Annotated in this window: 25 protein-coding genes; 13 read left to right on the top strand and 12 right to left on the bottom strand. The window is 67.0% G+C overall.

The features are described from left to right. Positions 1 to 62 precede the first annotated feature (62 nt). Positions 63 to 2,360: an EAL domain-containing protein gene (locus AAFF19_RS16565; protein WP_182119836.1), complete on the top strand. Its 2,298-nt coding sequence runs from the start codon at positions 63 to 65 to the stop codon at positions 2,358 to 2,360. A 113-nt stretch (positions 2,361 to 2,473) separates the two neighbouring features. Here the strand turns inward: AAFF19_RS16565 and AAFF19_RS16560 are convergent, their stop codons facing one another. Both AAFF19_RS16560 and AAFF19_RS16555 read right to left on the bottom strand, forming a co-directional pair. After that, a complete protein-coding gene (locus AAFF19_RS16560) occupies positions 2,474 to 2,617 on the bottom strand; it encodes a hypothetical protein (protein WP_182119835.1) in 144 nt (47 codons plus the stop codon). Positions 2,618 to 2,865: 248 nt separating this feature from the next. After that, positions 2,866 to 5,967 carry a WD40 repeat domain-containing protein gene (locus AAFF19_RS16555; protein WP_342720575.1) on the bottom strand — a complete coding sequence of 1,034 codons (3,102 nt, stop codon included), beginning with the start codon at positions 5,965 to 5,967 and terminating at the stop codon, positions 2,866 to 2,868. 105 nt (positions 5,968 to 6,072) lie between these two features. On the opposite strand from AAFF19_RS16555, the gene AAFF19_RS16550 reads away from it, so the two are divergent. Further along, the gene (locus AAFF19_RS16550; RefSeq protein ID WP_342720574.1) at positions 6,073 to 7,008 is read left to right on the top strand and encodes a succinylglutamate desuccinylase/aspartoacylase family protein; all 936 of its coding nucleotides are present in this window, start codon (positions 6,073 to 6,075) and stop codon (positions 7,006 to 7,008) included. 19 nt (positions 7,009 to 7,027) lie between these two features. Here the strand turns inward: AAFF19_RS16550 and AAFF19_RS16545 are convergent, their stop codons facing one another. The 3 genes from AAFF19_RS16545 to rnk all read right to left on the bottom strand — a co-directional run bounded on the left by AAFF19_RS16545 (position 7,028) and on the right by rnk (position 8,571). After that, complete coding sequence (locus AAFF19_RS16545) at positions 7,028 to 7,567, bottom strand: DUF924 family protein (RefSeq protein ID WP_342720573.1); 540 nt, start codon at positions 7,565 to 7,567, stop codon at positions 7,028 to 7,030. Between the two features lie 114 nt (positions 7,568 to 7,681). Next, complete coding sequence (locus tag AAFF19_RS16540) at positions 7,682 to 8,080, bottom strand: hypothetical protein (RefSeq protein WP_342720572.1); 399 nt, start codon at positions 8,078 to 8,080, stop codon at positions 7,682 to 7,684. Positions 8,081 to 8,157: 77 nt separating this feature from the next. Beyond that, the gene (rnk, locus tag AAFF19_RS16535; RefSeq protein WP_008906071.1) at positions 8,158 to 8,571 is read right to left on the bottom strand and encodes a nucleoside diphosphate kinase regulator; all 414 of its coding nucleotides are present in this window, start codon (positions 8,569 to 8,571) and stop codon (positions 8,158 to 8,160) included. A 209-nt stretch (positions 8,572 to 8,780) separates the two neighbouring features. Here rnk and AAFF19_RS16530 point away from each other — a divergent pair, with 209 nt between their 5' ends. Next, on the top strand, positions 8,781 to 9,944 hold the full coding sequence (locus tag AAFF19_RS16530; RefSeq protein WP_342720570.1) for a PA0069 family radical SAM protein: 1,164 nt from the start codon (positions 8,781 to 8,783) through the stop codon (positions 9,942 to 9,944). A 97-nt stretch (positions 9,945 to 10,041) separates the two neighbouring features. Here the strand turns inward: AAFF19_RS16530 and AAFF19_RS16525 are convergent, their stop codons facing one another. After that, positions 10,042 to 11,112 carry a sodium-dependent bicarbonate transport family permease gene (locus tag AAFF19_RS16525; RefSeq protein WP_182119831.1) on the bottom strand — a complete coding sequence of 357 codons (1,071 nt, stop codon included), beginning with the start codon at positions 11,110 to 11,112 and terminating at the stop codon, positions 10,042 to 10,044. 85 nt (positions 11,113 to 11,197) lie between these two features. Here AAFF19_RS16525 and AAFF19_RS16520 point away from each other — a divergent pair, with 85 nt between their 5' ends. Beyond that, a complete protein-coding gene (locus tag AAFF19_RS16520) occupies positions 11,198 to 12,097 on the top strand; it encodes a LysR family transcriptional regulator (RefSeq protein ID WP_182119830.1) in 900 nt (299 codons plus the stop codon). A gap of 11 nt (positions 12,098 to 12,108) precedes the next feature. Here AAFF19_RS16520 and AAFF19_RS16515 read toward each other — a convergent pair whose 3' ends face one another. Next, a complete protein-coding gene (locus AAFF19_RS16515; RefSeq protein ID WP_182119829.1) occupies positions 12,109 to 12,501 on the bottom strand; it encodes a Rid family hydrolase in 393 nt (130 codons plus the stop codon). A gap of 121 nt (positions 12,502 to 12,622) precedes the next feature. On the opposite strand from AAFF19_RS16515, the gene AAFF19_RS16510 reads away from it, so the two are divergent. From AAFF19_RS16510 to sufT, 7 genes are all read left to right on the top strand, one after another. Further along, positions 12,623 to 13,558 (top strand): LysR family transcriptional regulator, encoded by a 936-nt coding sequence (locus tag AAFF19_RS16510; RefSeq protein ID WP_182119828.1) that lies wholly within the window; start codon positions 12,623 to 12,625, stop codon positions 13,556 to 13,558. Positions 13,559 to 13,743: 185 nt separating this feature from the next. Beyond that, positions 13,744 to 15,198 (top strand): Fe-S cluster assembly protein SufB, encoded by a 1,455-nt coding sequence (gene sufB / locus AAFF19_RS16505; RefSeq protein WP_182119827.1) that lies wholly within the window; start codon positions 13,744 to 13,746, stop codon positions 15,196 to 15,198. A gap of 33 nt (positions 15,199 to 15,231) precedes the next feature. Next, positions 15,232 to 16,002 (top strand): Fe-S cluster assembly ATPase SufC, encoded by a 771-nt coding sequence (sufC, locus tag AAFF19_RS16500; protein ID WP_182119826.1) that lies wholly within the window; start codon positions 15,232 to 15,234, stop codon positions 16,000 to 16,002. 2 nt (positions 16,003 to 16,004) lie between these two features. After that, a complete protein-coding gene (locus AAFF19_RS16495; protein ID WP_182119825.1) occupies positions 16,005 to 17,309 on the top strand; it encodes a SufD family Fe-S cluster assembly protein in 1,305 nt (434 codons plus the stop codon). Then, entirely contained in the window at positions 17,302 to 18,558 is a 1,257-nt protein-coding gene (locus AAFF19_RS16490; RefSeq protein WP_182119824.1) for a SufS family cysteine desulfurase, read from the top strand. The genes AAFF19_RS16495 and AAFF19_RS16490 overlap by 8 nt, the downstream gene beginning before the upstream one ends. Further along, on the top strand, positions 18,555 to 19,028 hold the full coding sequence (gene sufU / locus AAFF19_RS16485; RefSeq protein ID WP_008906061.1) for a Fe-S cluster assembly sulfur transfer protein SufU: 474 nt from the start codon (positions 18,555 to 18,557) through the stop codon (positions 19,026 to 19,028). Before AAFF19_RS16490 ends, sufU begins: the two co-directional genes overlap by 4 nt. Further along, positions 19,025 to 19,573, top strand: coding sequence for a putative Fe-S cluster assembly protein SufT (gene sufT, locus AAFF19_RS16480; protein WP_182119823.1), 549 nt, complete (start codon positions 19,025 to 19,027; stop codon positions 19,571 to 19,573). Before sufU ends, sufT begins: the two co-directional genes overlap by 4 nt. A gap of 22 nt (positions 19,574 to 19,595) precedes the next feature. Here sufT and fdxA read toward each other — a convergent pair whose 3' ends face one another. From fdxA to AAFF19_RS16465, 3 genes are all read right to left on the bottom strand, one after another. Further along, positions 19,596 to 19,919 carry a ferredoxin FdxA gene (gene fdxA, locus AAFF19_RS16475; protein WP_182119822.1) on the bottom strand — a complete coding sequence of 108 codons (324 nt, stop codon included), beginning with the start codon at positions 19,917 to 19,919 and terminating at the stop codon, positions 19,596 to 19,598. A gap of 15 nt (positions 19,920 to 19,934) precedes the next feature. Next, complete coding sequence (locus tag AAFF19_RS16470) at positions 19,935 to 20,231, bottom strand: DUF2249 domain-containing protein (protein WP_182119821.1); 297 nt, start codon at positions 20,229 to 20,231, stop codon at positions 19,935 to 19,937. 65 nt (positions 20,232 to 20,296) lie between these two features. Further along, the gene (locus AAFF19_RS16465; RefSeq protein WP_182119820.1) at positions 20,297 to 21,514 is read right to left on the bottom strand and encodes an NnrS family protein; all 1,218 of its coding nucleotides are present in this window, start codon (positions 21,512 to 21,514) and stop codon (positions 20,297 to 20,299) included. Between the two features lie 120 nt (positions 21,515 to 21,634). On the opposite strand from AAFF19_RS16465, the gene AAFF19_RS16460 reads away from it, so the two are divergent. Beyond that, on the top strand, positions 21,635 to 22,204 hold the full coding sequence (locus AAFF19_RS16460) for an Rrf2 family transcriptional regulator (protein ID WP_182119819.1): 570 nt from the start codon (positions 21,635 to 21,637) through the stop codon (positions 22,202 to 22,204). Between the two features lie 42 nt (positions 22,205 to 22,246). After that, a complete protein-coding gene (locus tag AAFF19_RS16455) occupies positions 22,247 to 22,504 on the top strand; it encodes a DUF2249 domain-containing protein (protein WP_085942601.1) in 258 nt (85 codons plus the stop codon). Here the strand turns inward: AAFF19_RS16455 and AAFF19_RS16450 are convergent. Both AAFF19_RS16450 and AAFF19_RS16445 read right to left on the bottom strand, forming a co-directional pair. Further along, positions 22,491 to 22,790 (bottom strand): GNAT family N-acetyltransferase, encoded by a 300-nt coding sequence (locus AAFF19_RS16450; RefSeq protein WP_008906054.1) that lies wholly within the window; start codon positions 22,788 to 22,790, stop codon positions 22,491 to 22,493. The two genes, AAFF19_RS16455 and AAFF19_RS16450, sit on opposite strands and share 14 nt — an antisense overlap. A gap of 112 nt (positions 22,791 to 22,902) precedes the next feature. After that, a complete protein-coding gene (locus AAFF19_RS16445) occupies positions 22,903 to 24,648 on the bottom strand; it encodes a phosphoethanolamine--lipid A transferase (RefSeq protein ID WP_182119818.1) in 1,746 nt (581 codons plus the stop codon). Positions 24,649 to 24,731: the final 83 nt, after the last annotated feature.

The raw sequence follows: 24,731 nt of genomic DNA, 5'->3' as shown, positions 1-24,731 counted from the left end.
CAGGTAGGCGAACCGCAAGGCTGCGGTTAGGATGGCTTTCCCCCTACCGCACCCACGTTGCCATGGCCGAAGCCACCGCTGCTGTTCCGCTGCCCGACCACGAAGACGCCACCACACGCCATCTGGTGCGTGTGGCAGGGTGGGCCGTGATGCTGCTCGGCGGCACCATTGGCGTGTTGCTGATGTTTGACGACCCCGTGCAGCCAATGCGCATTGCGCTGAACCTGGTGGCGGCCACGGTGGGCGCCGTGGCGCTGTGGCTGGCGCGCCAGCGGCGGTGGACGCAGGCGGCCCACCTGCTGGTGTGGGGCGTGTGGGTGTCGGTGTCGCTGGTGGCGGCACGCAATGGCGGGGTCAATGGCCCCAACCTGCTCAACTACCCGGTACTCATCGTGCTGGCCGGATGGCTGCTGGGTTCCCGGGCCACCCTGACGCTGGTGGGCCTCACGGGGCTGCTGTTTCTGGGGTTCATCTGGGCCGATATCGAGGGCATGTTCAAGCCGGTGCAGGTGGCCAACCGGGTGGCCGGCGCGGTGTACCTGGCCGGTATTCTGGTGCTCACGGCCGCCGCCACGCTGCTGTCGCGCCGCAGTTACCTCAGCCGTGTGCGCGAGGCGCAGCAGACCGCTGCCCACCTGGCTGCGAGCGAGGCCGAATTGCGCAAGCTGCTGCGCGCGGTCGAGCAAAGCCCCGAGAGCATTGTCATCACCGATCTGAAGGAAGACATCGAGTACGTGAACGAGGCCTTCGTGCGCCGCACGGGCTATGCGCGCGACGAGGTGATGGGCAAGGCATCGGCCGCGTACTCCAGCAATGGCCTGGCGCCCGCGCAGCGAGACGGCCTGCGTGCCACCCTGGCGCGGGGCGACAGCTGGGCGGGCGAACAGGTCAATTTCCGCAAGGACGGGCAGGCGGTGACCGAGTCGGTCGTGGTGGCCCCCATCCGCCAGCCCGACGGTCGCATCAGCCACTTTGTAGAGCTCAAGCAGGACATCACCGAGCGCAAACGCGCGGCGCAGGAGATCCACCGTCTGGCGCATTTCGACAGCCTCACGGGTCTGCCCAACCGCTTCACGCTGGTGGAGCGGCTGACGGCGCTGCAGGTACGCGGCGGGCGCGCGCGAGCGGCGCAGCACGCCCTGCTGCTGCTGGACCTGGACCGCTTCACCACCTTCAACGATGCGCGCGGAAGCGAAATGGGTGACCGCCTGCTGTGCGCCGTGGCGCTGCGCCTGTCCGAGATACTGCCGCCGCAGGGCCTGCTGGTGCGCGTGGCGGGCGACGAATTTGCCGTGGTGCTGCACGGCCTGGGCGCAGACGCCTCGCTGGCGGGCCGGCGTGCGCTGGCCTTTGCCGAAATACTGCAGATGGCGTTGCTGCGGCCCTTGCACCTTCAAGACAACGACACCGAACAAGCCCAGCTCGGCGCGAGCGTGGGCATCACGCTCTACCCGCAAAGCGCCAACGATGTGGCGCACGACGCCCTGCGCCGCGCGGGCACCGCACTGCACCGCGCCAAGCAAGCCGGTGGCGGGCGCGCGGCCTTCTTCGAGCAGGGCATGGGCGAGGCGGCCGAGCAGCGCTTTCGGGTGGAGCGCGAGCTGCGCCAGGCCATCGGCGCGGGTGAGCTGCGGCTGTACCTGCAGTCGCAGGTGGACGTGTTGGGCCAGCTTACGGGAGCTGAGGTGCTGGTACGCTGGCAGCACCCGCGCGACGGACTGGTGGCCCCGGCGGTGTTCATCCCTGTGGCCGAAGAGTCGGATCTCATCGTGAGCCTGGGCGGCTGGGTGCTGACCCATGCCTGTGCGCTGCTGGCCCAGCCCGTGTTTCACGAGCGGCGCCTGCGGCTGTCGGTCAACCTGAGCGCGCGGCAGTTCCGGCAGGCGGGGTTTGTGCCGCAGCTGCGCGCCCTGCTCGCGGCCAGCGGTGCCGACCCGCGCCTGCTGACGCTGGAAGTCACCGAAGGCCTGGTGATCGACGACTTCGAAGATGCGGTGGCCAAGATGAGCGAGCTGGCGGCGCTGGGGGTGGACATCTCGCTGGACGACTTTGGCACCGGGTATTCGTCGCTGGCGTATCTGAAGCGCCTGCCGATCCAGGAGATCAAGATCGACCGCTCTTTTGTGCACGATGCGCCCACCAATGCCGACGACGGCGTGCTGGTGGAGGGCATCCTGTCGGTGGCCCGCCACTTTGGCCTGCGCGTGGTGGCCGAGGGGGTGGAGACCCGCGAGCAGGCTGATTTTTTGAGCCGGCGCGCCCCCGACATCGTGTACCAGGGCTACCTCTTCGGGTGGCCCGAGCCCGATGCCGACTGGCTGGCCCGTGCAGCGGAGACGCACCCCGCGCTTGCCGGGTAGGGTGTCTGAAATTTACATAAAAACAGCTGCCAGCGCTTATGGGTAAAGCGCTGGCAGCTATATAAAGCATAGCAAACGATGGGTTGGCGCACGAGCGCCGCTGCACGGTGCCGTTACTTGTTCTTGTCCTTGCCACGCGGAATGACGGCGGTCACCGGTGGCATCGGGCGGTCAGAGCCGCCACTTTCCTTCGGGGGCGAAGTGTCCTTTTTGGGCTTCTTCGCCATCTTGTTGTTGTGCATCTGTCCTTTGGCCATGGGGCCTCCTTGAAAGGTCTCGGGATGGGACCGTTCCGGGATGGTACGTCACAAACCGGTGGGCTCTGTGCCGTCGTGCGGGTACTGCCGGTGTGGCCGCAGGTTCTGCGAGCATGCCATGGAGCCCTTGCCCAGGAGTGCCGGGCCGCCGCAGGGAGCCATCCTTGCCTGACCCGTTCGACGAATGGGGGTACGGTTTGTTTTGACGCTGGTGAACTCCGTTGACAGCAGGGTTTCAGAGGCGCCGCCTACCAGCGCAATGCGGCCGCCTCATCCGTCCAGAATATCCACCGCCGCACTTCCGCATACGGCGAACTGCCTATGGAATACGGGTCCATCCCCGTCTCCACGCGCTCCAGGTGCACCAGGTAGCCGCCGTAACTGGCCGCCCACAGTGTGCTGCCGTCGGGCGACATCTCCAGTGCGCTGAGGGTGCTGCCAATGTGGTGGCGCCACAGCGGGCGCCCGTCGTCGCTGAGGGCGTGCAGGTAGCCGTCGGCATCGCCCAGCACCACCATGCCGGGCAGGGTGGCAGAGGCATACACGCGGCAGCGTTCGTCGAGCGGCGGGGCGTCTTCGTCCGCTACATCGTGCAGCGCGCAGCCCACGGGAATCGCACGGGTGTTGCCCCCATACAGATGGCAGGAGTTGGCGAACAGGCGCGTGCCGTCGTGCGAGAAGGTGGCGTGGTGCGGGTAGGAGGACAGCGCTTCGTATTCAGCCACCCGCTTGCCATTCGCGTCCAGCAGGATGTGATTGCTGTCCTGGTCGCCCACGGCGATGTGGCGCTCGTCCGGTGACAGGGCCATGTGCAGCATGTCGAGCGCGAGCATCGTGATTTCGGTGCCATTCACCGTTTCATCCTGCTGGTTCTTGGGCCAGGTGTAGGGGCCGTCGTCGTCAAATGTCTGGGGGTGCAGGCGCTGCACACCGTGGTTGCCCTGGCTGCTCAAGAGGTAGATGCCGGTGGGGTTGCGCAACAGCACACGCTGGCCATCGTTGAAGGGGATCAGCTCGTCGCAGCGCTGGCCCAGCGGGCCGGGCGACACCTGCACGTGGGGTGGCAGTGCTTCGTTGCCCTGGGGCAGTGCAAATCGGGCCATCACGGGGCCAGCAAAACCGTCGTGTGTGGTGATGTGCTGGCCGTCGCTTTGCGCAAAGCAGCGCCGGTTAGGCGAGCGGCCCAGGCCGCGCAGTGCAGGCAGGGGGATGTGCCGCAGGCCCTGCAGCTCCACCCAATGGGTGGTGTCGTCATAGGGGGCTCCGATGCGCGCCAGCACGCGGCCGTCGTCCAAAGCGAACACTGGGCCGATGAAGCGGCCTGCATTGGCGGCGTGCCGCACGAAGGCGTCGGGGGCAAATGCAAAGCGCTGGCGAAAGCGGTCGGCCAGGTCTTCGTCGGCGTGGGTGTTGACCACGCGGGCCAGCTGCAGCACGGTCGCGGCAACGGCCTTGCGCGGGTCGGCGGGCGGGTCGCTGTCGTCGTGTTCTTCTTCCTGTTCTTCCTGTTTTTCCTCGGCATCGCCGTTGCCTTGGTGCGCCCCGGCCGCATCCAGGGCTAGCTGGCGCGCACGGATGGCGGCCACATAGCTTTGCCCGTCGGCCTGCCATTGGTCGGACAGCGTCATCAGCTCCACGGGGAAGACCGCTGCATCGGGCAGGTCGGGCGCCAGCGGGGGCGTGGCCAGCAGGTGCACGGCGGCTTCAATGCGCCGCGCCTCGGCCTGGCGGGCCTGCTCGTGTTCGTGCTGGGCGCGCACGCGTCCCTCGACCGCAACGTAAAAACGCAGCAGCCGCGCAATGTGGTCGGCGGCGCTGCGGGGCAGGGGGGTGCGGGCATCGCTCTGGCGCTGCGCACAGGTGAACTCCACCGCCGCAGGCCCGGCCAGTGCAGGTTCGATGTTGATCTGGTAGGCGCTGTGGGCGTTGTCATCGTCATCGCCGGGGGCTTCGTCGCCGTTTTCCCAGCTGAGCTTGAGGGCGCGGCCCCAGGGCTCGCCTTCGTGCATGCAGGGCTGGCGCGCACCCACCCACACGTCGCCTTCCCACCAGCCGTTCTTGTCGCTGTCCCACCAGTCGTTGTAGCGCTCGGTGAACACGGGCAGGCTGGTGAAGTCCTCGATGCGCTCTGCGGTCAGCTCGGCCCGCAGGCGCTGGTACAGCGGGTAGCGGGCGCGGTGCTGGCCTACGGCCTTGCGCAGGTAGTCCAGCACGCCGCGCCAGGCCAGCGTACAGGCCTGCCAGGCTTCGGGAGCGGTGTCAGGCGCCAGGGGCAGCCACTCGCCGGGTTGGCCGCCCTGGTAGGCGCGGTGCACCAGCGTGAGCTGTGCGGTGGTGGGCACCTTGCGGCCCTGCACGGCGGCGGCCAGGCGCGCCAGCAATCCTTGGCGCTCGGGCTCTTGCGATACCGCCAGATAGAAGTCCCAGGTCTTCCAGACGGTGATGAAAACGCTGTCATCGCGCGGGTCGCCATCGGCGTCCACATGCCGCTGGCACAGCGAAAAATCGGTCTGCTGAAACCAGCCGGTGGCCGTGTGCTCCTTGGGGCCCATCACCGGCGTGTGCACGGCGGCCAGGATGTTGCGCACGCTGATGGCCTCGTCGGCAAACAGCCCAGCCTCCTGGGGCATCAACGCTTGGATCTCGGCGCTGCTGCGCGTGGCGTTGTCGCCCGCGCGCACGGCGGCCACCACGCGGGGGCGGCTGAGCATGCTGCTGATGCCGTGCTCGCCATCGTCGATGCCGTCATGGAACTCGGGTGTGAACACGATGCCCGCGATCTCGCTGGCGAACTCCGCCAGGTGCGGCACGCCGCGCACCTCGTCCATGAGGAACTCCGCCTGCTCGGGCCCGGCGATGTCCACGGTGTATTCGCCGGTGAACAGCGCCACCCGCGCCGTGAGGCCACCCCTTACGGTGAGCCCGCCATGGGGGCCGTGGCCCCACAGCAGGTCGACCACTTGCAGCGTGCCCTGCACATACAGCAGCTGGCCGCCTACCACGGCGTTGTGCAGGCGCGCGTCGCCCAGAACGATGAGGTGGGTGGCGCCATCGGTGTCGTCGCAGGTGAGCGCGCCGTCGATCTGCAGATGACCTTCGATCAGCACCAGAAAGGGTGGGCCTGTGGGGGCTGGGGCGTCAATGCCACCTTGCAGCAGCGCCCGCAGCGGGCCGCCGCTGGCCAGGGGCGCATCCAGGTGCAGCTCGGGCACATGCACATTACCGGTGATGCAGAGCACGGTGTCCGTGGCCAGTGCATCCGTGGCCCCTGCCAGGCGCTGGGCGATCCAGCTGTCGGCGGGCAGTCGGGCGGCCACATCGGCCAGCGGGCAAAGTCGGGCAGTGGGCATGGGGCAACAGAGTGGTGGGTCCAGGGGCGGGGCATCGTACACCGCAGGCCCCGGGGTTTCTGTTTTGCGCAGAGAATGATGTGTTGTCTTATCAATTGCCTGCCCATGACGCAAAACGCCCCCGTTTTCGAAGTCCTTCCCCGCGACCTGTCTGCCTACCGCGAGGGCAATATCGGCATCGACTATGTGCACCGCTTCGAGTCGGGCAAGCCTGGCCCGCATGTGCTCATCAATGCGCTCACGCACGGCAACGAGATCTGCGGCATGGTGGCGGCCACGCACCTGCTGGATACGGGGGTGCGCCCCCGCATCGGCACGCTGACCATCAGCTTTGCCAACGTGGCCGCCTACGAATCGTTTGACCAGGCCCGCCCGTTCGAGAGCCGCCAGCTGGTGCACAACCTCAACCGCATCTGGTCGGCCGGTGAGCTGGACGGCACGGCTGCAAGCCCCGAGCTGGACCGCGCGCGGGTGCTGCGCCCGGTGGTGGCCGCGGCCGACCACATCCTGGACATCCACTCCACCAGCCAGGACGTGCAGCCCTTCTGGGTGTACCCCGGTTACCAGCGCAATGCGGATGTGGCGCAGGCCATCGGCCGCCCGCCCGTACACCTGGTGATGCCCAGCGGGCTGGGTTCGGGCACACCGCTCATCCAGCATGGCCGCCATGGCCTGGCCGAGAGTGAGGGCGTGGCGCTGGTGGTGGAGTGTGGCCAGCACTTTCGCCAATCGGCCGCAGACGTGGCGACGGCCGCTGCGCTGGATTTTCTGGCGCACTTTGGCCTGATCGAATCTGTGGAGGGCCGCCCCGCACTGGGGCCGCAGCACCGCTATGAGCTGCTGGAGACCTGCATGGTGCGCACGCCGGACTTCCGCTTTGCACGGCCCTTGCTGGGCTTTGAGGTGTTTGCCCGGGGTGAGCTCATTGCCACCGACGGCCCGCACGAAATCCGCGCGCTGTGCGATGACTGCACGGTGATGATGCCCACGCGCGAGCCCATCGAGGGCCGCGAGGCGGTGTACCTGACCCGCCCGCTCTGACGGGCCGCGCCCGGCCCGCTCAGAAGGACGAGCCGGGCTGGGCGAGGAAGGCCAGCTCCTGCGCGGTGGAGGTGCGGCCCAGGACGGCGTTGCGGTGTGGGTAGCGCCCGAAGCGCGCAATGATGTCGCGGTGCGCCACCTCGAACTTGAGGTTGTTCTCCAGCCCCGGCTGGTCAAACAGCACCATCGCCTGGGCGTGCACCACCAGCGACTCGCTGTGCATGTAGGGCATGTAGGCAAATGCGCGCTGGGCAGGGGCCAGCGCCTGGTCGTGCCGCCCGGCCACCAGCTCCTGCGCCAGGGCCAGTGCCTGGGCATCCTGCGCAAAGGCCAGCGGCGAGCCCCGGTGGATGTTGCGCGAGAACTGGTCCAGCACCAGGATTTCCGCCAGCCGCCCCTGGGGCGTGCTGCGCCAGCCCCACAGCTCGCACTGCCGCGCCGCCTGCAGCGTGGCCCCGAAGCGGACACGGATCATGGCGTCGATGGCGTCCTCCTGGGCGAAGTGCTGTTCGGGGCTGAGTTCTTCGAACCAGAAGTGCAGGATGTCGTCGGCTTGCATGGTTTGTGATTAAAAAGCGGCCCTGGCGCTTGGTGGTAAAGCGCTGGTAGCTATTATTTCAGTAGCAATTGGTGGCGATTGTGTGCGCGCATGCATGCACCGGAGTGCACTCGCCTAGGGGCGCTGCAGCTTGCGCGCGCGGCGCTTGCGCTGCCGGTCCAGAAACCACGCCATGAAGGGCAGGATGAGCATGGAGCCGGGAATCACCCACACGAAGAGGTAAGGGCTGACAGAGGATGCCGAGCGCATCACATCGCGCAGGTGGGCGCGCTCGGCGGCGGTCCAGTGGCCCTGGCGGCGCTGCTGCACCATCCACACCACCGAGCCTTTCACCGTTGCCATCTCGCGCTTCAGGCGGCTTTTTTCGCGGCTGTTGCCGGCGAGAAAGGAGCAGAACCACAGTGGCGCGTACTCCATCTTGCGCTGAAAGGCGAGCGTGGAGTCGGGGTCGAACGGCTCTGCGGCAATCAGCGCAGGGTCCGGGGCCGGGTTGGATGGCTGCTCGGTGGTCATGGCGCAGCGATTGTCGCCGCACCGCCGTTTCGCGCCAAGCGGCCCATCGGCTGCTGGCGATGTGGGCAGGGGCCGGCTCAGCGGTGCATTTCGCCCGAGCTTTCGGGCTGGTACAGGATGGCCTTCACCTTCACCGTCATGGATTTGCCGCCCGGGCCCGGCCAGGCCAGCTCGTCACCCACCGACAGACCCAGAAGCGCGCTGCCCACGGGCGCAAATATGGATATGCGGTCGGTGCTGCCGTCCATGTCGCGGGGGTACACCAGCGTCAGGCAGAACTCCTTGCCCGTTTCCACGATGGAGAACTGCACTGTGGAGTTCATCGTCACCACATGGGGCGGAATCTCCTCGGGCGCCACCACGTCGGCGCGGTCCAGCTCGGCCTGCAGCTCTGCCTTGCCCGGGAAAACACTGGCCGGAATAGCGGCCAGCAGGGCCTCTATGCGGTCCACGTCCAGGGACGACAGGATGATCTGGGGCTTGCGCGCCATGGCGGTACCTCGGTGGTTGGTTGCAAAGGTCGGGACTGTAGACCATGGCGAATCTCGCACTGCCCTGCGCGGGCATTGTGCAGGGTGTGAAGCTTGCGCCAGACAGGCCCTGGTGGTGCCGTGCAGGGCTTGTGCTCAAAGGATGTTGTGGGAATAGGGATCAAAATACTGTGTAAATAATCAGTAGTCTTGGTACGATGCGGGTTGCCATGCCACGCCCCACCACCGATCTGTCTGACGTGCCGCCCGCTCCCGAAGCGGTGCATATTCCCCTGCAAGCCATTCGCGGCCGGGGTGCGGCCACGGCCATGGTGCACCGGTTTGTGCGCGACGCGCGCGAGGTGGTGGACGATGGCTGGGGCCACCCACCCTGGCAGGAAGCAGAAGACGAAGGCGCCGCCCCCGCGCTGGCCACCCGTGTGCACCTGGAAACCGCCCGCAGCGCCATCTGCGCCAACGACTCGCCGGACATCTTCTTCGAGTTGTCTGTCAACCCGTATCGTGGTTGTGAGCACGGGTGCATTTACTGCTACGCCAGGCCCACGCACAGTTATCTCAACTTTTCACCCGGGCTGGACTTTGAAACGCAGATCGTCGCCAAAGAGAACATAGCCGCGCTGCTGCGCGCCGAGCTGTGCGCGCCACGCTATGTACCGCGCTTGCTCAACATCGGCTCGGCCACCGACTGCTACCAGCCCGTGGAGCGCGAACTCAAGCTCACCCGCAGCCTCATCGAAGTGATGCGCGACGCGCGCCACCCGTTTTCGCTCATCACCAAATCGAGCGGGGTCGAGCGCGATCTGGACCTGCTGGCCCCGCTGGCCGCCCAGCGGCTGGCCGCCGTGTACATCACCATCACCACGCTCGACGCCACCCTGGCGCGCCGCATGGAGCCCCGCGCCGCTGCGCCCCACCGGCGCCTGCGCACCATCCGGGCGCTGGCCGATGCGGGCGTGCCCGTGGGGGTGAGCGTGGCGCCACAGATCCCGTTCATCACCGAAGACATGGAACAGGTACTGGAGGCCGCGTACGACGCCGGGGCCCGCAGCGCCTTCTACACCGTGCTGCGTCTGCCCTGGGAGCTGGATGCGCTGTTCCGCGAATGGCTTGGGGTGCACTACCCGCAGCGCGCAGCCCGCGTGATGGCGCGGGTGCAAGACCTGCACAACCTCTCGGACGCCCAGCGCGGCGCCGGCAAAACCTACAACAGTGATTACGTATCGCGCATGAAAGGCAGCGGCCTGTGGGCCGACCTGCTGCGCCAGCGGTTTGCCGCCACCTGCCGAAAGCTGGGGCTGAACCGGGAGCGGGTGGAGCTCGATCTGACGCAGTTCCGGCCCGGGCTTCTGCAAGGGCAGGCCAGCCTGTTCTGACGGATTTCGCTGGAAATTTTGAACCAAATTGGCCGCCGGCGCTTATCCATAAAGCGCGTGCAGCTATCAATACAGTAGTGCGCCGCTGCGCTGGGCGTCACGCCCCCCACAGGCCCAGCACGACCTGCGTGTACAGCGGAATCCCCAGCACGATGTTGAGCGGAAACGTCAGCCCCAGCGACAGGCTCACGTAGAGCGAGGGGTCTGCCTCGGGGATGGCAAACCGCACCACCGCAGGCACCGCGATGTATGACGCACTGGCCGCCAGCACCATCAGCAGCACAGCGTCGCCCGCGGGCACCTTGGCCACCCAGGCCAGTGCCAGCGCCAGGGTGGCGTGCACCAGGGGCCCCAGCACGGCATAGGCCAGCAGCCAGGGGGACTGATGCCGCACGGCGGGCAGGTTGCGCGCCGTGGCAAGCCCCATGTCCAGCAGGAACAGGCACAGCATGCCCTTGAACAGATCGCCCGAGAACGGCTGCATGGCCGCCTTGCCAGCATCGCCGGTCACCAGCCCGATCACCATGGCCCCGAGCAGCAGCAGCTGCGTGCCGTCGGTGAACGATTCGTGCAGGATCTTGCCCATCGACAGGCCCGGCCCGCCATGGCCCGCGCGTGGCGCGCCAGCAGCCAGACCACCCCCACCCGTCGCTGCCATGGCCAGCACCGGCTGGCCGTGAACCGCACGCAGCGAAGCCGGCGTGCTGGCCGCAGCAGCCAGCCGCTGGCGCTGCGCATTGGCCAGCATCACCGCCAGGATGATGGCGGGCGACTCCATCAGCGCCATCGCGGCCGCCATGTAGCCGCCGTAGGGCACCGATTGCGATTCAAGAAACTGGGTGGCGGTCACAAAGGTCACCGCGCTCACCGAGCCGTACGTGGCCGCCACCGCCGCCGCGTTGAAGCCCGACAGCACCCGCCGCAGCAGCACATAGCCCACCAGCGGCACCACCACCGCTAGCAGCATGGCCAGGCCCAGGCTGCTCACCACGCTCGGCGTCAGGCCCGAGGCCGCCAGGGCAAAACCGCCCTTGAGACCCAGCGCCATCAGCAGGTAGATCGACAGAAACTTCGAGATGGCCGCAGGCATCTCCAGGTTCGATCGGACAAGGCCCGCAAACACCCCCAGGGCAAAAAACAGGATCGCAGGGTCCAACAGGCTTTGCATCATTCACTCCTTTTGCAGCGATGGTAGGCAGGGCAAGGTGCAAAGTAAAATCGATTCGAACGCGGCTATCTATAGATAGAAACCTATGAATATCACCTTCCGGCAGTTGCGGCTTTTCCTGGCGCTGGCAGAAACCGGCAGTGTCAGCGCGGCGGCCCGCGTCATGCACGTCACCCAGCCCACCGCGTCCATGCAGCTGCGCGAGGTGACGCAGGCCGTGGGCCTGCCGCTGTATGAAGTCATCTCGCGCCGCGTGCACCTTACCGAGGCCGGCCAGGCCCTGGCCCGCACCGCGCGCGCGATTGCGGGCGAGTGGGATGCGTTCGAGCAGCGGGTGTCGGGAGCCAAGGGCCTCACCAGCGGCCGCCTGAAGGTGGCGGTGGTCAGCACGGCCAAGTACTTTGTGCCGCGCCTGCTGGGCAGCTTCTGCAAGCTGCACCCGCAGATCGACATTTCGCTGGAGGTGCTCAACCGCGACCACGTCATCCACCGGCTGCGCAGCAACCTGGACGACCTTTACGTGATGTCCATGCCCCCGGCCGACCTGCCGCTGGAGGACCAGATCCTCATGCCCAACCCGCTCGTGGTCATCGCCCCCGCCGGGCATCCGCTGGCGCTCAAAAAGCGCATCAGGCTCGACCAGCTGCAGGCAGAGCGCTTCATCCTGCGCGAAAGAGGCTCCGGCACCCGCATGGCCACCGACGCACATCTGCGCCAGCTGGGCTTTGCCCCCGGTGCGGTGCTGGAGCTGGGCAGCAACGAGGCGATCAAGGAGTCGGTGGAGGGGCAGCTGGGCGTGTCCATCGTTTCGCGCCATGCGCTGGGTGCGCACCACGAGGGCCTGGCCGTGCTCAACGTGCAAGGCTTTCCCATCCGGTCGCAATGGCACCTGGTCTGGCCCAGGGGCAAGCAGCTGTCACCCATTGCCGAGGTGTTCCGCGGGCATCTGATGGGCCAGGTGGAGGGGTGGATGGGCCCTGCATAAGGCCGGGTGGCTCAGCCCGGCAACCTGGCGATCACCTTGATTTCGAACTGAAATCCCGAGAGCCAGGTGACGCCGATGCCGGTCAGTGCCGGGTACGGAGCGCTGCCCCAGTACTCAGGCACCACCTGCCAGATGCGGGCCAGGTTCTTCTCCGGATCGACCACGAACACGGTCACATCGACCACGTCATCGAAGGTGCAGCCGGCAGCAGCCAGCACGGCATTCAGGTTGTCGAAAGCGCGCCGCACCTGGGCCTCCAGCTCCGGCTCGGGGGAGCCGTCATCGCGGCTGCCGACTTGGCCCGACACAAAGAGAAAGCCGTTGGACCGGACGGCCGGTGAGTAGTGGTTCTTTTCGTAGAGAGCCTGCGGGCCCGCAGGAAAAACAACATCGCGTGGGGTCATCACATGCCTTTGTTGGATTGGAGAAGGGCACTGTAGGAAATCCAATCGTTTGGATAAACAGGAAAGTCTTGCCAAGACTGTTTGCATAATTCAAACAATTGAACCCATCCGCAGGACCGCCATGGACCGTTTCGATGCCATGCTGGCGTTTGCACGTGTGGTGGAGACCCGCAGCTTCACCCAGGCAGCGCAGACGCTGCACATGAGCAAGACCACCGTGACCCAGCTGGTGCAGCAACTGGAAGCGCGCCTGCGCGTCAAGCTGCTGAACCGCACCACCCGCCGGGTGAACGTGACGGCCGACGGCGCCGCCTATTACGAGCGCGTCGTGCGCCTGCTGGCCGACATGGACGATGCCGAGAGCAGCGTGACCCGCGCTTCCAGCGCACCGCGCGGCCGCTTGCGGGTGGATGTGCCCAGCCCGCTCGCACGCATGATCCTGGCGCCAGCGTTTGCTGCCTTTCATGCGCGCTACCCCGACATCCAGGTGCACATGGGCGTGAGCGACCGGATGGTCGATCTGATCGATGAGAACGTCGATTGCGTGGTGCGCGGCGGTGACCCGGGTGATCTCGCACTGGCGGCGCGGCATGTGGGTGACCTGGCCATCGGGCTGTATGCAGCGCCTGCGTACCTCGCTGATGTGGGAAAACCGTCCCACCCCGGTGCGCTGGAGTCTGCGCCCCACCACATCGTGGGCTTCCTGCGGTCGGCAAGCGGCCGCATCCTGCCCTGCACGTTCCGGCGCGGGATCGAATGTGTGCAGGTGCTGGGCCGGTACGCCATTGCGATGGACGATGGCAACGCCTATCTGGCAGCCGGTGTGGCAGGCCTGGGCGCGCTCTGGCTGCCGCACTACATGGCTGCGCCGCATCTGGCGAGTGGTGAGCTCGTACCGCTGCTGGAGGATTGGTCCATCGAGCCGATGCCGCTGTATCTGGCCTTTCCCCCCAACCGCCACATGAGCGCCCGGCTGCGCGTTTTCATCGACTGGGTGGTCGAACTCATGGAGGTTCACGCGCCACTCGCCCACGGCAACGTGCGCGCTCAGGGATAGACGGGCGCAGAAGGGGGCTGAAGGGCCCCGCGACTGGGTGCCAATGACCCTGGAAGGCAAGCGGGCAAGAGTCGAAGGTTGTGCGCGCGGTTTAAAGATGCATAATTAATGAATCTTTAAGGTCCGTGGCATTGAATCCGTTCGGTGGCGTCGGGCCTGCCACCCATCGTTCAAGGATTGACGCCATGACCACCGTTGAACAAGCACCGCCGCTGACCCGGGCTTTGCAGCAGTCCTACCGGCACGGGTTCACGACCGACGTGGAAAGCGATTCGCTGCCGCCCGGGCTGGATGCCGACACCGTGCGGGCCATCTCGCGGCGCAAGCGGGAGCCCGATTTCCTGCTGCAGTGGCGTCTTGCGGCACTGGAGCGCTGGCAGTCCATGGCGCATCCGCACTGGGGCCAATTTCGCATCGAGCCGGTGGACTTTCAGGCGCTGAGCTACTACTCGGCGCCCAGGTCGCACAAGGACGGCCCCAAGAGTTTGGCCGAGGTGGACCCCAAGTTGCTGGAGACCTACGAAAAGCTCGGTGTGCCGCTGCACGAACGCGCCCGGCTGGCCGGGGTGGCGGTGGATGCGGTGTTCGACTCGGTGTCGGTGGGCACCACCTTCCGTGAGCAACTGGCCGAAGTCGGCGTGATCTTCTGCTCGTTCTCGCATGCAGTGCAACACCACCCCGAACTGATCGAGCGTTACCTCGGCACGGTGGTGACGCCGGGCGACAACTTCTACGCGGCGTTGAATTCGGCGGTGTTCTCCGACGGCTCCTTTGTCTACATCCCAAAAGGTGTTCGTTGTCCGATGGAGCTATCGTCCTACTTCCGCATCAACGCAGCCAACACCGGCCAGTTCGAGCGCACGCTGATCATTGCCGAGGAAGGCAGCCATGTGAGCTACCTCGAAGGCTGCACCGCGCCGCAGCGCGACGAACACCAGCTGCATGCGGCGGTGGTTGAGCTCGTTGCCCACGACGACGCCCACATCAAGTATTCGACAGTGCAGAACTGGTACCCCGGCGACGAGCAGGGCCGTGGCGGCATCTACAACTTTGTCACCAAGCGCGGCCTGTGCGCGGGCCAGCGCTCGCACATCGCCTGGACGCAGATCGAGACCGGCTCTGCCATCACCTGGAAGTACCCCAGCGTGGTGCTGCGCGGCGACGATTCGCGCGGAGAGTTCCATTCGATTGCCGTGAGCAACCACTTCCAGCAGGCCGACACCGGCACCAAGATGATCCATCTGGGCCGCAACACCAAGAGCCGCATCGTCTCCAAAGGCATCAGCGCGGGGCATGCGCAGAACAGCTACCGCGGCCTGGTGCGCGTGGCGCCCACCGCGGCCGGCGCCCACAACCACACGCAGTGCGACTCGCTGCTCATCGGTCCCGACTGCGGGGCCCACACCTTCCCCTACATCGAGGCCGCGCGCGACGACGCCATGGTGGAACACGAAGCCACCACCACCCGCATTTCCGAAGAACGCCTGTTCTATTGCCAGCAGCGCGGCATCCACCCGCAGGACGCCACCGCCCTCATCGTTGGCGGCTTCTGCCAAGCGGTACTGGACGAGCTGCCGATGGAGTTCGCGCTCGAAGCCAAGGCGTTGCTGGCCGTCTCGCTCGAAGGTGCCGTCGGCTGAGCCCACCCCCCGATTTCCCAGGAGAGACCCACCATGACCCATGCCGAACCCCTGTTGCACGTACGCGATCTGCGCGTTGACGTTGGCGGCCGCCACGTTCTGAAGTCGATTTCGCTCGATGTACCGGCCGGTGCGCTGGTGGTGCTCATGGGCGCCAACGGCAGCGGCAAGAGCACCCTGGGCCTGACGCTGGCCGGGCATCCGCGCTACAGCGTGGTGGGCGGCCAGGCCCGGTTTGCCGGCCAGGACCTGCTGGCCCTGAGCCCCGAGGCGCGTGCCCGTGCCGGGCTGTTTGTTTCCTTCCAGGCGCCGCCCGAGATCCCCGGCGTGAAGAACAACCTGTTCATCCGCACGGCCCTCAATGCCGTGCGCGAGGCGCGTGGCGAGGCACCGCTCGACGCTTTCGACTTCCTGGGCGATGCGCGGGCCACGGCCACCCGCCTGGGCCTGCCTGAGGCGATGCTGGCGCGCCCCGTCAACGACGGCTTTTCGGGCGGCGAGCGCAAGCGCAACGAACTGCTGCAGCTGGCCCTGCTGCGCCCGCGCCTGGCGCTGCTCGACGAGATCGACTCCGGCATGGACGTCGATGGCACCCGCGCGGTGGTGGAACTGGTGCAGTCGCTGCGTGCCCAGGGCACGGCCTTCGTGGTGGTGTCGCACTACCTGCACCTGATCGAATCGCTGCAGCCCGACGCAGTGCTGCGGCTCGACCAGGGCTGCATCGCCGAGACCGGCGGCCTGGAGCTGGCCCGCGAGATCGAGCGGACCGGGTTCGTGCGCGCGGCCGACGAGCTGGAGGCCTGAGCATGGACACCGCACGCGCCGACATCCTGGCCGCCCGCCACCGCTTGGAAGACGCCGGCTGGATCCCCCGCAGCGCCGACGCGTTTCGCCACCTGCCGCCACCCCCGGCCGCCGTCTGGCTGGGCGAGACATCCGAGGCTGTGACCGCCCGCTGCGACGCCCGCCCGCTCAGCGGCGCCGGCTGGGCCCTGCACCCCATCGGCAACACGCCGCAAGGCCGCGTGGATGCCCGCTGGCTGGACGCCGCCGACCCGGCCCAGCGCCAGGAACTGTTCGCCGGGCTGCGGCCGACGACCGGCACGGACAATGCAGGCCGCCCGGGCGACACGGCCCGGCAGGATGCCGCGCCGTTCACCTGGGTGCACCGCGCGTTGTGCCGTCACGGCTTGCGCCTGCACATCGGCGGTGAACAGGCCCACCACCGCGGTGCGGCCGAAACCGTGTGGATACAGCTGCAGCACCAGCCGCGCAGCGCGGTGGAGGCGCCGATGCTGGTGATCGACGTGCAGGACGGCGTGCACTGTGTGCTGGTGGAAACCCATCACCGTGAACCTCATGCCTGTGAGCAGCCGGTGGTGCAGAACCTGCACGCCCACATCCGCCTGGGCGCGGGCGCCACGCTGCAGCACCTGCGCAGCGTGCGCCCCGGGCCCTACGATCAGGTCGCCCACCACCTGCAACTGCAGCTGGGGCAGGGCGCGCGCTACGAGCAGGGCCTGCTCGCCACTGGCAGCCGCTACCACCTGCAACGCCAGGAGGTTGAGTTGGAGGGCGACCGCGCCCAGGCCCGCAGCGGTGGCCTGCTCCTGGCGGCCAGCGCCAACGTCGAACAACAGGTGCGCATGCTGCACACCGGCGAGCGCACGCACAGCACCATCGAGACACTGGCGCTGGCCAGCGGCGCGGCGCGCGCGGTGGTCAACGCCCACACCCGCATTGCCCCGCACGCAGCCGATGCCGAGGTGCGGCAGCGGCTGACGGGCGTGCCCACTGGCGGCCAGCCCCGCCTGGTGCTGCGCCCGCACCTGGAAATCCACCACGACCAGGTGCAGGCCGCCCACGGCGCCACCTGGGGCGCCTTGCCCGAGGACGCGCTGTTCTATGCGCGCCAGCGGGGCCTGGACGAACGCAGCGCGCGCGGGCTGATCATCGAAGGCATGGCCAGCGCCTTGCTCTCGCGGGCGTTCGGCGATCCCCAGTTGATCGACTCGCTGGACCTCACGGCCCTGCTGCGCCAAGCGGTGGCTCAGCACCTGGGCGGCGGTCCTGCAGCCCCCATTGCCCAAGAGGAGGCAGAACATGGGTGACGCCTTTTTGATCGACCCGCTGGCGCCCGATGCGGTGCGTGCGCAGTTCCCGGTGCTCGCGCAGCGAATCCACGGTGCGGAGCTGGCTTACCTCGACAACGCCGCCACGACCCAGATGGCCCTGCCTGTGCAGGATGCGATGCGTGCCTTCGAGCAGCATGACCGGGCGAACATCCACCGGGGCGTGCACGCGCTCAGCCACCGCGCCACCGACGCGTTCGAGCACGCGCGCAGCACGCTCAAGCGCTTTGTCGGCGCGGGCGCAGACCACGAACTGGTGTTCACCTCGGGCACTACTGATGCGCTCAACATGGTGGCCCATGGGCTCTCCACCAACGGCATTCGGTCCGCATGGCTGCGCGCCGGAGACGAGATCGTGGTGAGCGGCCTGGAACACCATGCCAACCTCGTGCCCTGGCAGCAGGCTGCGCGGCGCACCGGGGCCGTGCTGCGCGTGCTGCGGCCCGACGGCGAAGGGCGTCTGCACGCCGCTGACCTGCGCCCCCTGCTCAATGCCCGCACCCGCGTGCTGGCGCTCACCGCCTGTGCCAATGCCACCGGCGAGCGACCGCCCTATGAAGACTTGCTCCAGCTGGCCGCCGACGCGGGTGCGTTGACCGTGCTCGACGCGGCACAGGCCATGGCCCACGGTGCGCCCGACCTGTCTGCGCTGGCCTGCGACTTCATGGCCTTCTCGGGCCACAAGATGTATGGCCCCATGGGCACCGGCGCACTGGTGGGCCGGCGTGCTGCGCTGGAACGCCTGGAGCCTTTGCGCTACGGCGGTGACATGGTGGCCTGGGTCAGCGCCACAGAAGCCAGCTTTGCCGAATTGCCCGCGCGGCTGGAAGGCGGCACCCCCCATGTGGCTGGCGCGATCGGCATGGCCGCTGCGGCGGGCTTCATTGAGCAGATCGGGCGTGGCCGCATCCATGCCCAACTGAGCGCCCTGCGCGAACACGCCGTGGAGGGCCTGGCCGCGATGCCCGGCGTCACGGTGCTGGCGGCGCACAGCCGCGCATCGGCCATCGTCTCGTTTGTGGCCGAGGGCGTGCACCCGCACGACATCGGCACCCTGCTGGACCAGCGCGGCATCGCGGTGCGCACCGGCCACCACTGTGCCCAACCGCTGCTCGAACACCTGGGCCTGGGGCCCACCACGCGCGCTTCGTTTGCGCTCTACAACACGCACGCCGAGGTGGAGCGCCTGCTCGCCGGCGTGGCACATGCCCTCAAGGTACTGCAATGACGTCAGAAACTGCCGCCGAACTCGACCTCTATCAGGAGGTGGTGATGGACCACAAACGCGCGCCGCGCCATTTCGGCGCGCTGGCCGCGCCGACCCACCAGGCGCGTGGCCACAACCCGCAATGTGGGGACGACCTGGAGGTGGACCTGGTGGTGGGGGACGGGCGGGTGAGCGACATCCGATTCCACGGCCAAGGCTGCGCGATCTGCATCGCATCGGCCTCCATGATGACCGACGCGGTGCTGGGGCAGGAGGTGGCATGGGCACAGGCCCTGCAGGCGCGTTTTCGGGCTGTGCTGACTGGCCAGATGCCCGCCGAAGAAGCCCACCTGGGCAAGCTGGTCAGCCTGGCGGGCGTACGCCACTACCCCGGCCGCATCAAGTGCGCCCTGCTGGGCTGGCATGCCCTGATGCATGCCCTGGCCGCCGAGGTCAAGAGCGACAGCTCCGCGCTGGAGGTCACACCATGAGCGCCCGGCGCGAGCGGGTGATCGTCCGCCGCGATGTTGAGGTGGCTTGCGTGCCCGACGGAACCCCGGCAGAACTGCCCGCCGGTACGCTGGTGCAGATCACACAGGCGCTGGGTGCATCGTTCACCTTGCTGGTCGAGGGCCAGCTGATGCGCCTGGCCGGCGCGGACGCCGACGCCATCGGCAAGCCGGTGCCGGTGGTTCCGGTGCTGGCGCAGGCGAAAGACGCAGAGGGTGTGCGGACGCAGGTCTGGCAAACGCTCAAGACCTGCTACGACCCCGAGATTCCAGTGGACATCGTGGAGCTGGGCCTGGTCTATGTGTGCGAGGTGCTGCCGCTTGAGGGCAGTGATGATTTCAGGGTGTCTATCGAGATGACCCTGACAGCGCCCGGCTGCGGCATGGGGGACCTGCTGGTGGAGGAGATCCACGAGAAACTGCTGGCATTGCCCCGCGTGGCGCAGGTGGATCTGGAGTTTGTGTTCGATCCACCCTGGGACCGGTCCCGGATGTCTGAAGGGGCATTGTTGTCGCTAGGGCTGTAAAGGGCCCGGCGCGGTTGAAGTTTCAGCGTTCGAGCCGGTCGCGCTTGTCCTGCACCTTGCTCCAGGCGTCTGCGTCGGGCAGCGCGGGCTGGGTGCGGGTGATTGGTTTCCACGTCCGCGCCAGTTCGGCGTTGAGCGGGATGAAGTCCCGCTGGTCTTTCGGCACGTCTTCCTCGGCGTAGATCGCCGCCACCGGGCATTCGGGAACGCAGACTGCGCAGTCGATGCACTCGTCGGGGTTGATCACCAGAAAGTTCGGCCCTTCGCAAAATGCGTCCACCGGGCAAACGTCCACGCAGTCGGTGTACTTGCAACGGATGCAGGCTTCGGTGACCACGAAGGTCATGGCAATGCGTCCCGGTCAGCCGCCGCAGGCGCCGCAGCAGGAGTCCACCCCGTGCACGGGCTTGCTGTCTGCGGGTTTGACGATCTCCACGCGCCATTGCTCCGGCCCATTCTCTAGCGCGGTCCAGCTGAAGGCGCCGAAAAGACCGCTGTCGAACTGACCGCGCAGCGGCAGCGGGTTGTGGTCGTTGATGATTTCCAGCGCCGCGCCGGGTGGCAGGGCTTTGAACGTGGTGAACACCAGCGAATGGCCGTTGTGCGGCGCGACGCTGCGCAGATCCACGGTAGCAGATGGAGTTTGGGGCGTGTTCATTGAAATGTCCTGGGGTTGGGGGGTAAAGGATTCGGCTCGAAAGCCGAGCGGGATGAGAAACGGGCTCAGCCATCCTTGCCGTCAAAGCGTGTCTTGAGCAGCCAGGGGGTGTAGATGAAGAGGTAGATTGCAAAGGCCGCCGCCCAGCCCGTTGCAGACAGCACCAGGGCCAGTGGCAGCCAGAGCGGCATGGCCAGCGGCAGCAGCACGCGCAGGGCTGCTGCCAGCATGACCAGCACATACGCTGCAATCTCCGCGCGCGAAACCTGCAGTGCGCGCCCTGTGTGGCCACGGGCGGTGCGGGTCATCATGCCGATGATGAGTCCACCGGTGGCGCCGATGGCCAGGGCATGCACGCCCGCCGACATGCTCAGCACGCCGAAACGGGCCGCTGCGAGCAAGGCCAGACCCACGGGAATCCACGCATACGACAGGTGCAGGATCCACAGGATCGGGCGATGGCGTGTGATGGCAGGCTGCCATTGCAGCAGCCGCCCGACCTGGGCCAGTGCTGCAAGCACCAATGTAAAACCACCCAACATGTTCCAGCCTGCCTCTGCCGGAGCAAACACCCATAGCAGCAAGGCCAGCGCGGTCAGCGCCAGCGCGGCCCGTTCCACGGGCGCGCGCACCTTGAGCTTCAGACCCGGGGTTGCGCTCATGGAGAACGCCGGGATCACCCGGCCTGCAATCACGCATTCGATCATCACGATCAGGGCGAGGGCCGCATACAGAGGGGCCAGCGGGGAGACATCCAGAACGCCAATCAGACCGAGGTGAAAAACACCGTTGGCCAAGGCGAGCAGCATCAGCATCGCGGCGAGCGGCAGGTTGCGCCGGTTGCGCGCGCGCAGAAGCAGGCGCGTGAGCATCGCCGCCACCAGGGGCAGCAACGCCAGGTCCAGCGCGGCATACAACGTGTAGGGCCCCGTCACGGCCGCTACCCGCGCCGCGAGCCACAGCAGTGCAAGAGCGCCCAAAGCAGCGCCGCGCGGCGTGGCCAGCCCTGTCCAGGCTTTGACCGCAGTGAGCAGAAAACCCAGGATCACCGCGACCGCAAAGCCGAACAGCATTTCGTGCGCGTGCCACAGCAGCGGTGGCAGCGCCATGGCCAGATTCCATTGGCCCAGGTACACGGCCACCCACAGCGGAATCGAGAGCAGCGCGAAAGCCGCTGCCCCCACGTAGAAGGGCCTGAAGCCCAGTCTCAGCAGCGGCCAGCCCGAAAGCTGTGGCGCTGCGGTGGGCTCGGCGGGCGAGGTGTGCAAGGGCAGGCTGGACATGATGGTTGGGCAATGCAGGTTGGAGGGACCTTGCAAAAACCTTTTAATAGGCACGTGATATGAATCTTATATCCAAAGCATCTTTAAAAGAATATAGTTCATGCATCTTTAGGGACATCCATGCGACTTGCTGAGTACACCGACTACACACTGCGCGTTCTGATGTACTGCGCGGCGCGCCCGCAGCAGCTGGTGACCATCAGCGAGCTGGCCGTGCACCACGCGGTGTCCAGAAACCATTTGATGAAAATCGTCAACGATCTGGCCCGGCAGGGTGTGCTGGCCACCACGCGCGGGCGGGGCGGTGGTCTGCGGTTGCTGAAGACCCCGGCCGAGCTGCGCATCGGGGATGTGGTGCGCGCCTGTGAAACCGATTTCCGGTTGGTCGAGTGTTTTGACCCCGACTCCAACCAGTGCACGTTGTCGTTGACGTGCCGCCTCAAGGGGCTCTTCGGCGCCGCGCTCCAGGCCTACTTCGACGAGCTCGATGCAATGACCCTGGCCGATATCACAGAGCCCATCGACCTTGCGGCCACCGGTCCCGCCATGCTCCCCGGGGAGGCTCCGGTGATGTTTCCGCAAAGTCTTCGCAAGCCCGCCAGCGTGGCAAAGCGCAACGCGCAGGTGCCTTGTGGTGACGAGGCACCAGGGCCCGCCGTTCGCGCGGCCGGGCCGATTGCCTGTGCCTGACGCTCAGCGCCAGGTTTTTCAAACTTCAACCAAGGAGCTTGCATGACGCAACCCCATCCCGGCCTGTCTGCCGCCACCATCTACCCATTCGACGCGCGTGGCGTGGCAAAGCGGTTTCGGCACGCTGCCATCTTTGGCGCGCTGGACAGCCTGCAGCCGGGTGAAACCATGCGCTTTGCCAATGACCACGACCCTTTGCCGCTGCTGGCACAGATTGCGCAGCGCTACGGAGGACGTATTGGTGTGGAGTACCAGCAGCGTGAGCCCGGCGCGATCGTGATCGACTTCAGCGTGCACTGAGAGCCAGCACGTCGCGGTAAGCCGCCACCTTGTCCAGCTGTGCTTTCACATAGGGGCATTGCGGGACCACCTTGGTGTGCGTTGCGCGCGCCCATTGCACCAGCGCGCCCAGCAGTTCGCGGCCCACGCCCTGGCCGCCGAGCGACGGGTCCACTTCGGTGTGGTCCACGATGACCGTCGTCGCGTTGGTGCGGCTGTAGGTCATCTCGGCGAGGCGCTGTCCATTTTCTTCAAGGTAGAAGGCGCCTTGCGCGCCGTCGTCGTGGTGCTGGATGGTGTGCGGCATGGCTTTGCGGATCAGGCAGGTGGGAGGGTGCCTGAGTATGGCGCCACGCGCCGCTCGCGCCTGTGCCGGTATGTGACTGCGCGTGCGCGGCAAACCCCCCATGCGACCCGCGTCAGCCCGCAGCTTTTGGCTTGGCCGCTGACGCGTGCCTGCACGCCGCGTACATGTCCAGGTCGGGGTTGTAGGCGCCGGTCTTTACGTCCAGCAAGCCTAGCACCGAGTGAAAGTAGTTGTCGTGCGTGATGCGCCGCTCGGCCAGATCGTGCTGCAGGCAGCCGGTGGCCACCTGGGTGCGCGCCTGCATGGCGGGCGAGAGCCAGGTGATCCATGGCACATGCTTTTGCACGTCGGGGGCCATGGAGTACGGCAGACCGTGCAGGTAGAGGTTGTTCTCGCCCAGTGATTCACCATGATCTGCTACGTAAACCATAGCTGTCTGCGCTTGTCTGTCTTGCGTTGCAAGCCATTTAAGCACTGAATCGAGAAACTGGTCGGTCTCGACGATGCTGTTGTCGTAGGCGTTGACGACCTGCTGGCGATCGCATTCCTGCAAGGACGTGGACGTGCATTCGGGGCCAAACTTCTTGTTGTCGGGCGCCGAGCGTTTGTAGTACGCGGGGCCGTGGCTACCCATCTGGTGCAGCACCACCACGGTGCCGCGCTGGCGCTGCTCGGCGGGCAGGGCGGCGATGCGGGTGTCCAGGTCTTGCAGCATCACGCGGTCCAGGCACTCGCTGCCGGTGCACAGGGCTCGGTCTGGCGCCGGGCTTTTTTGCGCGCTGGTGAGGGTCTCGCCAACGCGGTCGCACACGCCTTTGCAGCCGGACTGGTTGTCCACCCATAGCACGGCCAGGCCTGCGTGGTGCAGCACGTCGATCAGGCTTTCGAAGTTCGCGGCGCGTGCGTCGTAGCCCGTGCGGCCCAGGTGCGAGAACATGCAGGGCACCGATGCGGCGGTGCTGGTGCCGCACGACCACGCATTGCGGGCGCTGACCAGGTCGGTGCGGGCAGCGAGCAACGGTGTGGTGTTGCGCTCATAGCCGTTGATGCCGAAGTTGTCGCTGCGGCCGGTTTCGCCCAGCACCAGCACCAGCAGCGGGGGCTTGGCCTGGCCTGCGTAGCTGGCGCCCAGTTGCGCATCGCGGCCGACGGGCAGCAGCTTGCTGGTGTCCATGCGCAGCGGCTTGGTGGCGATGTTGCCCAAGGCGTACACGCTGTTGAGTGGGTTGATGAGGTAACGCAGCTTGGTGTGGTTGCGCATGGTGGAGGCAAAGTCCTGGAACACCAGCAGCAGGCACACCACGATGACGGCGATGGCACCTGCCAGCAGCAGCCCGTTGTGCGCCGCGTGGCGCAGCAGGCTCAGCCGTAAAACGGGGCGGCGCAGCAGCCACCACAGCGGCGGCACGGCCAGCGCGAGCACGGTGGCCAGCATGCGCCAGTTGAGCAGGTCGCCCGCTTCCTTCACATCGGTCTGCAGCACGTTCGTCAGCATGCTGGCATCAATGGCCACGCCGTAGGCCAGCATGAAATAAGCGCCGAACGCAGCCATCACCACCAGCAAGGCGGCGGCGGGCTTGAGCGTCCAGCGCCAGGCCAGCAGGCTCAGCAGTGCGGCGTTGCCTGCCGCCACGATGAACGCAAACGCGATGGCAAAGCCCCACCCGCGCAGGCTGCCCTGGCCGGGCAGTTGTGCCACTTCACGCCACAGCGGCACGTTGCAGGCTGTGGCCAGCCAGGTGCTGATGAACACCACCACCCACAGGGGGTGGATGTGGCGCTTAGCGGCGGAGGCGGGGGAGGGCTGGGTGCCCGGGGCAAGGCGGGGGAGCAGCAGCCGCTGCAGGATCATAGGCATGGGCGTACTGTGGCGGCCCAGACTTAAGCCTGCATTAACACCCCGCTCCACGCTTCACGGGCCTGCCCGGTGGCGGGCATCCG

It is taken from the genome of Acidovorax sp. FHTAMBA, assembly GCF_038958875.1.
Classification (GTDB): domain Bacteria; phylum Pseudomonadota; class Gammaproteobacteria; order Burkholderiales; family Burkholderiaceae_C; genus Acidovorax.
Note: the sequence above shows the minus strand (reverse complement) of the source record. Positions and strands in the feature narration are given on the sequence as shown.